Source organism: Xenorhabdus thailandensis, assembly GCF_037996785.1.
GTDB lineage: Bacteria > Pseudomonadota > Gammaproteobacteria > Enterobacterales > Enterobacteriaceae > Xenorhabdus > Xenorhabdus griffiniae.
The window spans coordinates 24531-37709 of record NZ_JBBMXF010000018.1 but is presented as its reverse complement, the minus strand read 5'-3'; the positions used below and the strand labels follow the sequence as shown (position 1 = coordinate 37709).

The following is a 13179-nucleotide window of genomic DNA, read 5'->3' as shown; positions in this document are numbered from 1 at the left end:
AATTGAACAAAAAAAAGCAGGCACTTAAATGCCTGCTTCTCTTTTAACTCACGATCTTTTTATTCGCTATTTCCTTCATCAGAAGGCGCCGCTACATTTTCATCATCGTCATCTGGCTCAGCTACGCGCTGCAAGCCAACGACTTGTTCGTTTTCGGCTGTGCGGATCAGGGTGACACCTTGCGTATTGCGGCCAACAACACTGACCTCAGAAACACGGGTACGTACTAATGTGCCTCCATTAGTAATCATCATGATCTGATCCGTCGGTTCTACCTGAATTGCGCCGATCACATTGCCATTACGTTCGCTGACTTTGATGGAAATAACCCCTTGGGTAGCCCTCGATTTCGTCGGATATTCGCCTTCGGCAGTGCGCTTGCCATAACCATTTTCAGTGACGGTCAGGATTTCTCCTTGCCCACGAGGAATGATCAGGGAAACAACTTTATCGCCTTCACTGAGTTTGATACCGCGAACCCCAGTTGCAGTGCGTCCCATTGCACGTACACCTTTTACGCGAACAGTACCATCTTCCAGTGTTTCTTCCTCTTCTTCCAGAAAACGAACAACTTTACCTTGTGCAGAGAACAGCATGACCTCATTGCTGCCGTCTGTCAGGTCAACGCCGATTAGCTCATCTCCTTCGTTCAGATTCACGGCAATGATACCGGCACTGCGTGGACGGCTGAATTCGCTAAGCTTGGTTTTCTTAACAATACCACTGGCTGTTGCCATGAAGATATTTAGCCCATCTTCATATTCACGCACCGGTAAAATAGCGGTAATACGTTCGTTCTGATCCAATGGCAGAAGGTTGACAATTGGGCGACCGCGAGCACCACGGCTCGCTTCCGGTAATTGATAGACCTTCATCCAGTACATTTTGCCCTTGTTTGAGAAACAAAGGATAGTGTCGTGGGTATTGGCTACCAGTAAGCGCTCAATGAAATCTTCTTCTTTGGTACGTGCGGCTGATTTGCCTTTGCCGCCACGACGCTGAGCTTCATAATCGGACAGTGGCTGATATTTGACATACCCTTGATGGGACAAGGTAACGACAACATCTTCCTGATTGATCAGGTCTTCAATGTTAATATCGGCTGAATTCTCAGTCAGCTCAGTCCGGCGGGCATCGTTATATTGCCCTTTGATAAGTAGCAATTCTTCACGAATGACTTCCATCAAACGTTCTGGGCTTTCCAAAATGAACAACAGTTCTGCAATGGCTTTCAGCAGATCACGGTATTCATCTAACAGTTTTTCATGCTCAAGACCGGTCAGTTTTTGTAGACGCAAATCCAAAATAGCCTGTGCTTGCTGTTCGGTCAGGTAATATTTACCGTCATGGATACCGTATTCGGGTTCCAGCCATTCCGGGCGAGCCGCATCATCACCCGCTTGTTCCAGCATCGAGGCAACATTACCCAATTCCCACGCCTGGGAAACCAAGCTGGCTTTTGCTTCAGCAGGCGTGGAGGCTCTGCGGATTAATTCGATAACAGGATCGATATTCGCCAGGGCAACAGCCAATGCTTCAAGGATATGGGCGCGTTCGCGCGCTTTGCGCAGTTCGAAAATTGTCCGGCGTGTAACGACTTCACGGCGGTGGCAAACAAAAGCAGAAAGAATATCTTTCAGGTTAAGTAACTTGGGCTGTCCTTGATGCAGGGCAACCATATTGATACCAAATGAAACCTGTAATTGCGTCAGTGAATACAGGTTATTCAGGACAACTTCACCAACAGCATCACGTTTTACTTCGATAACAATGCGCATGCCATCTTTATCGGACTCGTCACGCAGTGCACTGATCCCCTCAATGCGCTTCTCTTTGACCAGTTCAGCTATCTTTTCGATCAGGCGGGCTTTGTTGACCTGATAAGGGATTTCATTGACGATGATGGTTTCGCGGCCATTTTTCTCATCAGTTTCAATTTCTGCGTGGGCGCGGATATAAATTTTACCACGGCCAGTACGGTAGGCTTCCTGAATACCACGGCGCCCGTTGATAATAGCAGCCGTTGGGAAGTCCGGGCCTGGGATATGCTCCATCAAGCCTTCGATGCTGATATTTTCATCATCAATATAAGCCAGGCACCCGTCGATCACCTCAGATAAGTTATGAGGTGGAATGTTGGTTGCCATACCGACTGCAATTCCTGATGAACCATTCACCAATAAATTGGGGATACGGGTTGGCATTACCTCGGGAATGTGCTCTGTACCATCATAGTTGGGCACAAAGTCGACAGTTTCTTTCTCCAAGTCTGCCAGCAATTCATGGGCAATTTTTGCCATGCGTACTTCGGTATAACGCATCGCTGCTGCAGAATCACCATCTACTGATCCAAAGTTCCCCTGACCGTCAACCAGCATATAGCGCATGGAGAATGGTTGTGCCAGACGAACAATCGTGTCATAAACAGCGTTGTCACCATGTGGATGGTATTTACCGATAACATCCCCAACAACGCGGGCAGATTTTTTATAAGGTTTATTCCAATCATTTCCCAATACATTCATTGCGAAAAGTACGCGGCGGTGTACTGGCTTCAGTCCATCACGAACATCTGGTAGTGCGCGTCCAACAATAACGGACATCGCATAATCCAGATACGAGCTCTTTAGCTCTTCTTCGATATTGACCGGTGTGATTTCTCTGGCAATGTCGCTCATGGAGCCACTGTCCCTCATACTCCGAATTCAAAGGCTTAAATTATACCATAAAATGGCAGTTTTATAAAAACCTGACACGGGTATTTCAAGGTTAAGGTATGTATAATAGTTTCCTATCACACATCCCCATAATACTGTTACATTTTCTGTGAATCAGTTTGCTGTGAACCAGTTTGCTGTGAAGCAGTGCCTAGGAGCAATATTGCTGATGAACGTCAAAACTCCCGATTCACACATTCAATCCCATGCCAATGTGGATCAGCAGGAAATCGAAAAATTTGAAGCCGTTGCCTCTCGTTGGTGGGATCTTGAAGGCGAATTTAAGCCATTGCACCGTATCAATCCACTGCGATTGAACTACATTTTGCAACATGCTGATGGCCTTTTTGGTAAAAAAGTGCTGGATGTTGGATGTGGTGGCGGTATCTTGTCGGAAAGCATGGCGCGTGAAGGTGCGACAGTGACAGGGTTGGATATGGGGTTTGAACCCCTGCAAGTTGCCCGTTTGCATGCATTGGAGTCCGGTGTTTCCGTTGCTTATGTTCAGGAAACGGTAGAAAGTCACGCAGAACAACACCAACATGCTTATGATGTCGTGACTTGCCTGGAAATGCTTGAACATGTGCCAGATCCAGAGTCTGTAGTCCATGCCTGTGCCAAATTAGTCAAACCTGGTGGTCATGTGTTCTTTTCAACGATTAACCGCAACCGCAAAGCCTGGTTGATGGCAGTTGTTGGCGCTGAATATATATTGAACATGGTGCCAAAAGGAACACATGATGCGAAAAAATTTATTCGACCTTCTGAACTGATCAGTTGGATTGATAAGACTACTCTGAAAGAGCAACATATTATTGGTTTACATTACAATCCGTTAACAGACAAATTTCGGCTTGGACATAATGTAGACGTGAATTATATGCTACATACTCGATCTGTCTGACAAAGACAGTTAAGGGATTAATAAAACAGCAACTAAATATTATTTTTAAGATTTTATTTTCCCTGTTTCGCCGATAGCCTTATGAAAGTAACATCAAGTAACTACGCAGGTTATCGGCTTTTTACCAAAATTAATCCTCAAGTTATCCACAAAACTTCTCGATTTTGTACACTTGATAAAACCCGAAAATAACATTATCTTGTTATTACCGTTTTAATTACCCCCTATATATTGTGTTTCTTGTCATCTTGTTGTAGCAACTTGTGATGTAGTCAGTATGTAGTAGCAAGTCGCAATAAGCAGTAGCAAAACAATAGTGAATTGTAGCTAAGCCCCAACTGGCCTTCAGCCATCTTGGGGGCATCGTGCTGTCAAGAGGTCAAGGAACAATATAGGTGGATACGAAAAGAGAGAAGGTGTATTTCCCCATGAACCAGAGTCTGCTAGTTACCAAACGTGATGGACATAAAGAACAAATTGATCTTGATAAAATTCACCGGGTTGTTGCCTGGGCTGCTGAAGGTCTGAAAAATGTCTCAGTGTCACAAGTAGAACTGCGTTCCCAGATTCAATTTTACGATGGCATCAAAACATCGGATATCCATGAAACTATGATCAAAGCTGCGGCTGACTTGATCTCCGGTGATGCTCCAGATTATCAGTATCTAGCGGCACGCCTGGCTATTTTTCACCTGCGTAAAAAAGCCTATGGTCAATTTGAGCCTCCTGCACTGTATGATCATGTCGTAAAAATGGTCAACCTGGGTAAATATGACAAACATTTGCTGGAAGACTATTCCAAAGAAGAGTTTGAGCAAATGGACAGTTTTATTGATCATTTGCGTGATATGGATTTCTCTTATGCAGCGGTCAAGCAACTGGAAGGGAAGTATTTAGTACAAAACCGTGTGACTGGCGAAATTTACGAAAGTGCCCAGTTCCTCTATATGCTGGTTGCTGCGTGCCTGTTTTCCACTTATCCGAAAGAAACGCGTTTGGATTATATCCGGCGCTTCTATGATGCAGTGTCTACTTTTAAAATTTCACTGCCAACGCCAATCATGGCGGGGGTTCGCACACCTACTCGCCAATTTAGCTCTTGTGTCCTGATTGAGTGTGGTGACAGCCTGGATTCTATCAATGCGACATCCAGCGCGATTGTTAAATATGTTTCCCAGCGTGCCGGCATTGGCGTAAATGCCGGTCGCATCCGTGCATTGGGTAGCCCAATTCGTGGTGGTGAAGCATTCCACACGGGGTGTATCCCATTCTACAAACATTTCCAGACCGCGGTGAAATCTTGTTCCCAGGGTGGTGTGCGTGGCGGTGCTGCAACACTGTTTTATCCACTTTGGCACCTAGAAGTTGAAAGCTTGCTGGTACTGAAGAACAACCGTGGTGTTGAAGGTAACCGTGTTCGTCATATGGACTACGGTGTACAAGTTAACAAACTGATGTATGAGCGCCTGATTAAAGGCGGAGATATTTCTCTGTTCAGCCCGTCTGATGTTCCGGGATTGTACGATGCATTCTTTGAAGATCAGGACGAATTTGAGCGTCTGTACACTCAATATGAAAATGACAGCAGTATCCGTAAAGAGAGCATTAAAGCGGTTGAATTGTTCTCTTTGATGATGCAAGAGCGCGCTTCAACAGGCCGTATTTACATCCAGAACGTTGACCACTGCAATACCCATAGCCCGTTTAATCCGGCTATTGCACCTGTACGTCAATCGAATCTGTGCTTGGAAATTGCACTGCCAACTAAGCCGTTGAACAATATTAACGATGAAAATGGCGAAATTGCGCTGTGTACGCTGTCTGCTTTCAATTTGGGCGCCATCGAAAATCTGAGTGAATTGGAAGAGTTGTCGGAGTTGGCCGTTCGTGCACTGGATGCCTTACTGGATTATCAAGATTATCCCATTATCGCCGCAAAACAAGGTTCAATGGGGCGTCGAACTCTGGGTATTGGCGTAATTAACTTCGCTTATTATCTGGCAAAACACGGTGTACGTTATTCCGATGGCAGTGCTAACAATCTGACTCACAAAACGTTTGAAGCGATTCAATATTACCTGCTAAGAGCCTCAAATGAATTGGCGAAAGAGAAAGGGGCTTGTCCGTGGTTTGGTGAAACCACTTATGCACAAGGTATTTTGCCGATTGATACTTATAAAAAGACACTGGATACCCTGACCAGCGAGCCTTTGCACATGGATTGGGAAGCTCTGCGCCGTGACATTCAACAATACGGCCTGCGTAACTCAACATTGTCTGCGTTGATGCCATCAGAGACTTCTTCGCAGATTTCTAATGCGACCAATGGCATTGAACCACCGCGTGGTTATATCAGTGTGAAAGCATCCAAAGACGGCATTTTGCGTCAGGTTGTACCAGATTACGAGCTTCTGAAAGGTGCTTACGAGCTGCTGTGGCAAATGCCGAGCAACGATGGTTACCTTCAGTTGGTAGGGATCATGCAGAAATTTATCGATCAGTCGATTTCGTCCAATACCAATTATGATCCGGCGCGTTTCCCTAATGGCAAGGTTCCGATGAACCAATTGCTGAAAGATTTGCTGCTTGCTTACAAATATGGCGTGAAAACGTTGTATTACCACAACACCCGTGATGGGGCTGAAGACGTTCAAGGTGATCTGGAAGAAGTTGTTGAGTCAGCAGATTCCGATTGTGAAGGCGGCGCGTGTAAGATTTAATTTGAGGAAACTATGTCCTATACCACTTTTTCACAAGTAAAAAATGATCAGCTACAAGAACCGATGTTTTTCGGTCAGTCTGTTAATGTGGCGCGTTTTGATCAGCAAAAATATCCTATTTTTGAGAAGTTGATTGAAAAACAACTTTCCTTCTTCTGGCGTCCAGAAGAAGTGGATGTTTCCCGTGATCGCATTGACTATAACGCGCTGCCAGATCATGAAAAGCATATTTTTATTAGCAACCTAAAATACCAAACGCTATTGGATTCCATTCAAGGCCGTAGCCCGAATGTGGCTTTTCTGCCATTGATTTCCATTCCTGAATTGGAAACATGGGTTGAAACATGGTCGTTTTCAGAAACGATCCACTCGCGTTCTTACACGCATATTATCCGTAATATCGTGAACGATCCTGCTATCGTATTTGATGATATTGTGGAGAACGAACAGATTTTAAAACGCGCCAAAGACATTTCTGCGTATTACGATGATCTGATCGAAATGACTAACTATTACCATCTGTTTGGTGAAGGAACGCATGATGTTTCAGGTAAAACAATTACCGTTAATCTGCGTGAATTGAAAAAGCAACTTTACTTATGTTTGATGAGCGTTAACGCCCTGGAGGCCATCCGCTTCTATGTTAGTTTTGCTTGCTCGTTTGCTTTTGCCGAACGTGAATTGATGGAAGGTAATGCCAAAATTATCAAATTGATTGCTCGTGATGAAGCCTTGCATTTAACGGGAACACAACACATGTTGAACCTGTTGCGCTCTGGTCAGGATGATCCTGAAATGGCGGAAATTGCCAAAGAGTGTGAACAAGAGTGCTACGATCTGTTTGTACAGGCAGCAGAGCAGGAAAAAGAGTGGGCCGATTATTTGTTTAAAGATGGCTCTATGATCGGCCTGAACAAAGATATTCTGTGTCAGTATGTTGAATATATTACTAATATTCGTATGCAGGCGGTTGGCTTGAAGTTACCATTTGAAACCCGTTCTAACCCGATCCCTTGGATCAATTCATGGCTGGTTTCTGATAATGTTCAAGTGGCTCCACAGGAAGTTGAAGTCAGCTCTTACCTGGTTGGTCAGATTGATTCGGAAGTCAATACTGAGGATCTCAGCGGTTTCGAACTCTGATATGGCTGATTACAAAGTTACCCTGCCGTCACGGCAGGGTTTATATATCCATTACTCTTCAGGTTTGCACGACAATTTGTTGGAAGCATTGGAACACGGCAAAATTCAGCTTGAATACCAATGTCGGCAAGGATATTGCGGTTCTTGTCGTGTTCGTCTGGTGAAAGGGAAGGTTGGATATCCTTGTAAGCCGCTGGCGTTTGTTAATGAAGGTGAGATTTTACCCTGTAGCTGTTATCCACTGACAGATATTGAAATTGAACCATAATTTTCTTTAATACTCCTGATTGTGGACATATCGCTCATCGCGACGGTATGTCCATATCCCCACTTGCCTTCTTCACGATATTCCGAAAATAAATAAACAAAACCTTTATTGCCATGTTTGTTCCTTTTATGCTGTTGGTAACAGCGGATTAGAACACACATCAAAACAAATGAAGGAGAACAATGATGTATAAAATTGATTATAATTCATATCGTTCAACCAAAAGTTTTAACAGACGCTCCCGCTTTTTAGTTATGCACTATACTGCTTTGAACTTTGAGAAATCTATTCAGGCATTGACTGGGGATCTTGTCAGTGCTCACTATCTCATCCCAAATCCAGATGATCCGACTTACCAGGCTGCTGGATTTGATAAAGTTCGCATATTCAATTTGGTTGATGAACTTGAAAGGGCCTGGCATGCAGGAATAAGTCGTTGGGATGGGCGAGAAGGGCTGAATGACACATCCATAGGTATTGAGATTGTGAATGAGGCGAGTGATGATGGCGGTGTTTTTACTTTCCCTCCTTATCATCCTGATCAAATTACTGCAATCAAAGAACTAGCCACCAATATTTTACAACGTTACCCGGATATTAAACCGACTCATGTTGTAGGGCATTCAGATATTGCATGGCAAAGAAAGACCGATCCAGGCCCATATTTCCCGTGGAAAGAATTATATGATGCGGGGATTGGGGCATGGTATGACGAAGGAACTAAGCAAAAATATATTGAACAATTCGGGCATTGTCTGCCTGATGTTGCCAAGATTTTAGAAAAGTTCAAGCGTTATGGGTATGACATCACTGGGGCAGAAAAAGAAGAAAATTTTCAATCTTTAATTAAAGCATTTCAAATGCACTTCCGTTCGTCATATTATGACGGTGTACCGGATATAGAAACCATCGCCATTTTATATGCCTTGGTTGAAAAATACGTTGATAATAAATCCTGATTTCTGATGGATATCAAATTGCAGCTCATTAATTGGGTTGCAATTTGGGAGATAAAGAAAATATAACTTAATTTAAAGCATATTTAGGGTTTTTTATAATCACAGGCATAATTTTCTTATGCCTGTGATTATATCATCTGTCAGCGTTTATGCAGAGATCACACGTGTATGATTAATGCAATGCGCTATAATTTTATAAAGATAGACAAAATATAAAAGACCAAATGTAATAAAAGAGAGAATAGCCCAAATCACAACATATCCAATTATTTGGACTAAATTGATATCACAATTTAATTTGCCTATAATTTGTCCGCTATCTCGATCGATAACATGTGTCTTACTAATGATAAATCGAGTCATATAGTAAGGAAACACGAAGGCACCTAACCCTAATGTAAATAAAATAATCAGGAACCAGATGACGAGATGTAAAATAATCTCAAGTATCCCTAATTCTGATTTTAACTTCAGACTACGAAAGTCTATCGAATTCATCGTATTCTCCTGATGTTTAAATAAATACGGCAAGCTAGTCAACATAGACATTTCATGAACACTATACCTTCATTTTGCCTTTACAAGTTGCTGCTTTGTTGGCTGTTCTTGCGCCTGATAACATATTCAATAAGTTGGCTATTATCTCAGCTGCTTAGGAATATTGTCTTGCCGCAGTACTACGACTTGAAATTTATTAGGCATATAAGACAAATTTTTCAGAACAGAAGTTCAATGAACAGTGTGTAAATAATGAAATAGGCAAGAAAGCATTTATCTTAGGGCTATAGTGACGATAAAAAAGCCAGTTTTCGGCTGGCTTGTTTTTTTATATTTTAGCAGCTCTTACATAAAACGAGTTGCTGATAACCGGATAACAACGCAGTGTACGTTTGAGAGGAAAGATTTTACAGATTTCATGATGATTTCCTTTGAGGAATTGAGGGTTATAAATTGTGATTTACTTCACGAAAATCTAAATTCTGAGGAGGATTTTATGCTCAAAAGCGAAAGAGTCAAGATATTTATTAAAATATTTTTTTAAAAATTAAAAAAATTTTGTAAAAAATAATAATTTGTTGATATTTAAAGTATTATTTTTTATTTTGTAGAGATTTCATCACTCAGTGTAATTGTAGCTTTTCTGATTGTTTTTTCATCTACACTTGATCTCAGGATTGTTTTTTAGACCAAAATAACTTTGGTGCTCAATCTGGTAGTGGGAAAAATGAATGAAAATCAGTGAAGACGGCATTAATAAACTTAAAAGTTACGAAGGTTTGAAATTGAAAGCGTATCCAGATCCTGCCACTGGAGCAGAACCGTGGACAATTGGATATGGTCATACAAAAGGAGTAAAGCCTGGACAAGTGATAACTATGCAACAGGCTGAGGAATATTTGCATCAAGATCTTACCTCGGTTTATGCAGCCATTCAGCGATTAGTTAAGGTGCCTCTAACACAAGGACAATTTGATGCGTTATGCTCGTTTATTTTTAATTTAGGGATCGGTAATTTTGCTCATTCAACATTATTGAAAAAATTGAATACAGGTGATTACCAAAGTGCAGCAAAGGAATTTGTGAAATGGGATCGTGCCGATGGGAAAGCGTTGGCAGCTTTGCGTATGCGAAGGGAATCTGAGCAGAAAACATTCTTATCGTAACATGATCAAATAAACATGATGGTTATGGTGATTCTTTTAGGCTATCAGAAATAAAAAATATACTAATCTAAAAGATGCGTATGATTTCTCCCCGTTAAGCGGGGAGAAACCACGTTTCATATCGTGTAGTAAATTGCAACTTGAAGTTTAATGCGTATAGAAGTCTAATTAGATTATTACTAATAGCCTAATGAATAAATAATCAACCGTAAAATAAATAACTAAATCTCTGAAGTACCATGTTGTAATACAACACAATAACCATCGATATCTTCGAACGTTTTTCCGTTCTTATCCCAATAAGGATTATAAGAAGGAACGAGAATAAATCCGGCATTTTGCATTGATTTTACATGCTCTTGCCATTCAAATTCATCTTCTATATAAAATACTAATAAATTATCTTTAGTTGGGGCCTTACCAACATGTGTATTGTGGTGATGAGTGAATTCAAGATGCCAAGAATGGTTGGGATGTCCTAACATAATACCATCAAAACCATCGTGATCTTTAAATTCTCCTAGAGTGATAAAATCTAAGCCATGACAATACATTTCTGCAATTTTAGTAAGATTATCTGTTGGTCTGGCAATTCTAAGAATAGTTGATTTTTTCATATTTTCCTATTGAATAGCGCTGTGTTAGGTGAATATATCTTACCTGAAGAGTGTTTTAATTTTTTAGAAAAAAAGTGCTGGTCACTTTCCAGCATTTTTTGTGTTCATATAATATTTTATATACCAATCCAACTTCAAATTGCAGCTTGCAAATCAATGTGATTGTTTATATCTCCCCTTATAGCGGGGAGATATAAGACGAATCTTGAAAGACGATTGGTATAAATAAAATGTCAGTTTAATTAAAAATATTATTTAATATCAACATCAATAACTTGATAGAAAGCATTGGTGGTATCAGCAATTGTCCATACACCGAGAATAACATGATAGCCTGAGCGATCAGGAATATCACAGTTCAATGAGACAGTTTGGCCTGGCCTTTTTCCATTATCAAAGCGCTCACAGAAGGGTTTTAGATCAAATTGAGCACGTGTTAGAGATTTGTTTGGATCCCAGTCAGGCTTGGTAATATAGAATTGCCATGAAGTGGTGCTATGCCGGGCTGTTATTGTCCATTTAAATTGGTTAATTCCTTTATTGATAGTGACGTGATGCCAGCGATCTGTACTTTGCTCATTGAGTTGTTTGAACTGACCAACACCAGCACTAGCGATTTGTCCGTCCGGTGGCCCTCCTTGAGGGAAGCCTTTGGGGCCTTCAACCGATTGTGGTTCATACGTAACAGGCCCACAGTTTTTATTGATGCTTTTTTTGCATAAAAGTGCCCTGCTTGGTGGTGTGTCGATATATCCATGATTGTAATCTGGGTCAGCAATACTAGAGAATGGGATAGCACCAAAGGCTGTCAATCCCACTAAAAGTAGAGACTTTTTAATATTCATAATGAATTTCCTATTTTTTCCTTACTTAACTGTAAAATAAGTGAATTTACTTTCTTATTATTATATTAATCATTAATGAAATTTAAATTTCTTATAAAGGAAGCGAACAGAAGTATTTATAACAAAATTAGTTAATTATAAATACTTAATTTATGATAGAGGTATTCCAGAAAGATATTGTTGAGAGATATCATTGCCGTTAACCCTGATACGATTACAGATAGTAGGAAAATATTTTTTTATAAAATTTTCAACGACAAAAATCCCTCCCTGAATCCAGGGAGGGGAAGAGCGAAATAAGAAGCAAATGAGGGTGTACTAAATAAGTAGGATTTTAGTACACCTAAATAAGGTAGCCCTAAATGGAAGAATATGCAATAAACCAAACTTAAACAAAGAGTGAGGCAATAAATCAACATAGGATTAGATATATGATTAAAGTGGGCGAAGATCATTATTGGGTAAAATCGATGTTAGTTCAGCAGCTACAGAAGATAGGCATAAAACAAGGTGATGTGGTTATGGTCCATGTTGCTATGCGATCTGTTGGCAATTGTTTGAATGGTGCAGATGATCTTATCCAAGCTATTTTAACGGTCTTGGGCGTTGAAGGCGTATTATTGTGTTATATGAATTGGGAACAAAATTATGAAGATAGTTTGGACGTAAATGGTGATATCCCATCAGAATTAAAATCTGAAATCATGCCATATGATCGATCATGTTCACGAGCAAGCAAAGATCATGGTGTATTCGCTGAGTGTGTCAGGACAACCAAAGGAGCTATTAGAAGCCAAAACCCTGGTGCTTCCGTCGTCGCTATTGGAAATAATGCTGAGTATTTCGTAGAGAATCATTCATTAGATTATGGTTATGGTAATGATTCACCATTTGCAAAATTGGTAGAGCGTCAGGGAAAAATTCTTATGATTGGCGCTCCATATGAAACCATGAGCCTTTTGCATCATGCTGAACATTTGGTAAATATTCCCAACAAGCGTATTAGAAAAATGGAGATCCCATTATTGCAAAATGACCAAGTAGAATGGGTGGTATTAGAGGAGTTTGATACTGTAGATCCTGTTTGTGAACGATTTCATCAAGGTTATTTTAAAGATATTGTTGAACATTTTTGCCATGAGTATTCAGACGTTGTGATTGAAGGCACCATTGGATCTGCTAATACACTGCTTGTGCCTGCTAGAGAGATATTGGATTATGCAGTACATTGGATGGAGAATTATCGGTTGTGAAATCAATTCAAAAAAATATATCAATGCCTACAAACTCACCTGAAAACATCTTTTTTTGATCAAAAGCAGCGTCTTTTTGTTCTGAAAAT

Annotated in this window: 11 protein-coding genes; 7 read left to right on the top strand and 4 right to left on the bottom strand. The window is 40.8% G+C overall.

The genetic code is table 11. The features are described 5' to 3' along the window. Positions 1-59: 59 nt before the first annotated feature. Complete coding sequence (gene gyrA / locus AAC853_RS17050) at positions 60-2678, bottom strand: DNA topoisomerase (ATP-hydrolyzing) subunit A (protein ID WP_340615249.1); 2619 nt, start codon at positions 2676-2678, stop codon at positions 60-62. Positions 2679-2886: 208 nt separating this feature from the next. Between gyrA and ubiG the strand changes: the two genes are divergently transcribed. The 5 genes from ubiG to AAC853_RS17025 all read left to right on the top strand — a co-directional run bounded on the left by ubiG (position 2887) and on the right by AAC853_RS17025 (position 8711). Beyond that, a complete protein-coding gene (gene ubiG / locus AAC853_RS17045) occupies positions 2887-3621 on the top strand; it encodes a bifunctional 2-polyprenyl-6-hydroxyphenol methylase/3-demethylubiquinol 3-O-methyltransferase UbiG (RefSeq protein WP_189758196.1) in 735 nt (244 codons plus the stop codon). 428 nt (positions 3622-4049) lie between these two features. Beyond that, positions 4050-6341, top strand: coding sequence for a class 1a ribonucleoside-diphosphate reductase subunit alpha (gene nrdA, locus AAC853_RS17040; protein WP_273570366.1), 2292 nt, complete (start codon positions 4050-4052; stop codon positions 6339-6341). Positions 6342-6353: 12 nt separating this feature from the next. Beyond that, entirely contained in the window at positions 6354-7484 is a 1131-nt protein-coding gene (gene nrdB / locus AAC853_RS17035; protein ID WP_189758198.1) for a class Ia ribonucleoside-diphosphate reductase subunit beta, read from the top strand. 1 nt (position 7485) lies between these two features. Beyond that, a complete protein-coding gene (gene yfaE / locus AAC853_RS17030) occupies positions 7486-7752 on the top strand; it encodes a class I ribonucleotide reductase maintenance protein YfaE (RefSeq protein ID WP_273570365.1) in 267 nt (88 codons plus the stop codon). A 185-nt stretch (positions 7753-7937) separates the two neighbouring features. Next, entirely contained in the window at positions 7938-8711 is a 774-nt protein-coding gene (locus AAC853_RS17025; RefSeq protein WP_340615248.1) for an N-acetylmuramoyl-L-alanine amidase, read from the top strand. A 147-nt stretch (positions 8712-8858) separates the two neighbouring features. Here AAC853_RS17025 and AAC853_RS17940 read toward each other — a convergent pair whose 3' ends face one another. After that, positions 8859-9209: a DUF6693 family protein gene (locus tag AAC853_RS17940; RefSeq protein ID WP_422824238.1), complete on the bottom strand. Its 351-nt coding sequence runs from the start codon at positions 9207-9209 to the stop codon at positions 8859-8861. Between the two features lie 731 nt (positions 9210-9940). On the opposite strand from AAC853_RS17940, the gene AAC853_RS17020 reads away from it, so the two are divergent. After that, positions 9941-10375 carry a lysozyme gene (locus AAC853_RS17020; RefSeq protein ID WP_340615247.1) on the top strand — a complete coding sequence of 145 codons (435 nt, stop codon included), beginning with the start codon at positions 9941-9943 and terminating at the stop codon, positions 10373-10375. Positions 10376-10596: 221 nt separating this feature from the next. Here AAC853_RS17020 and AAC853_RS17015 read toward each other — a convergent pair whose 3' ends face one another. Next, entirely contained in the window at positions 10597-10992 is a 396-nt protein-coding gene (locus AAC853_RS17015; protein WP_340615246.1) for a VOC family protein, read from the bottom strand. A 251-nt stretch (positions 10993-11243) separates the two neighbouring features. Continuing rightward, positions 11244-11837: a lytic polysaccharide monooxygenase gene (locus AAC853_RS17010; protein WP_338885088.1), complete on the bottom strand. Its 594-nt coding sequence runs from the start codon at positions 11835-11837 to the stop codon at positions 11244-11246. Positions 11838-12268: 431 nt separating this feature from the next. Between AAC853_RS17010 and aac(3) the strand changes: the two genes are divergently transcribed. After that, entirely contained in the window at positions 12269-13090 is an 822-nt protein-coding gene (gene aac(3) / locus AAC853_RS17005; protein WP_340615245.1) for an aminoglycoside 3-N-acetyltransferase, read from the top strand. Positions 13091-13179: the final 89 nt, after the last annotated feature.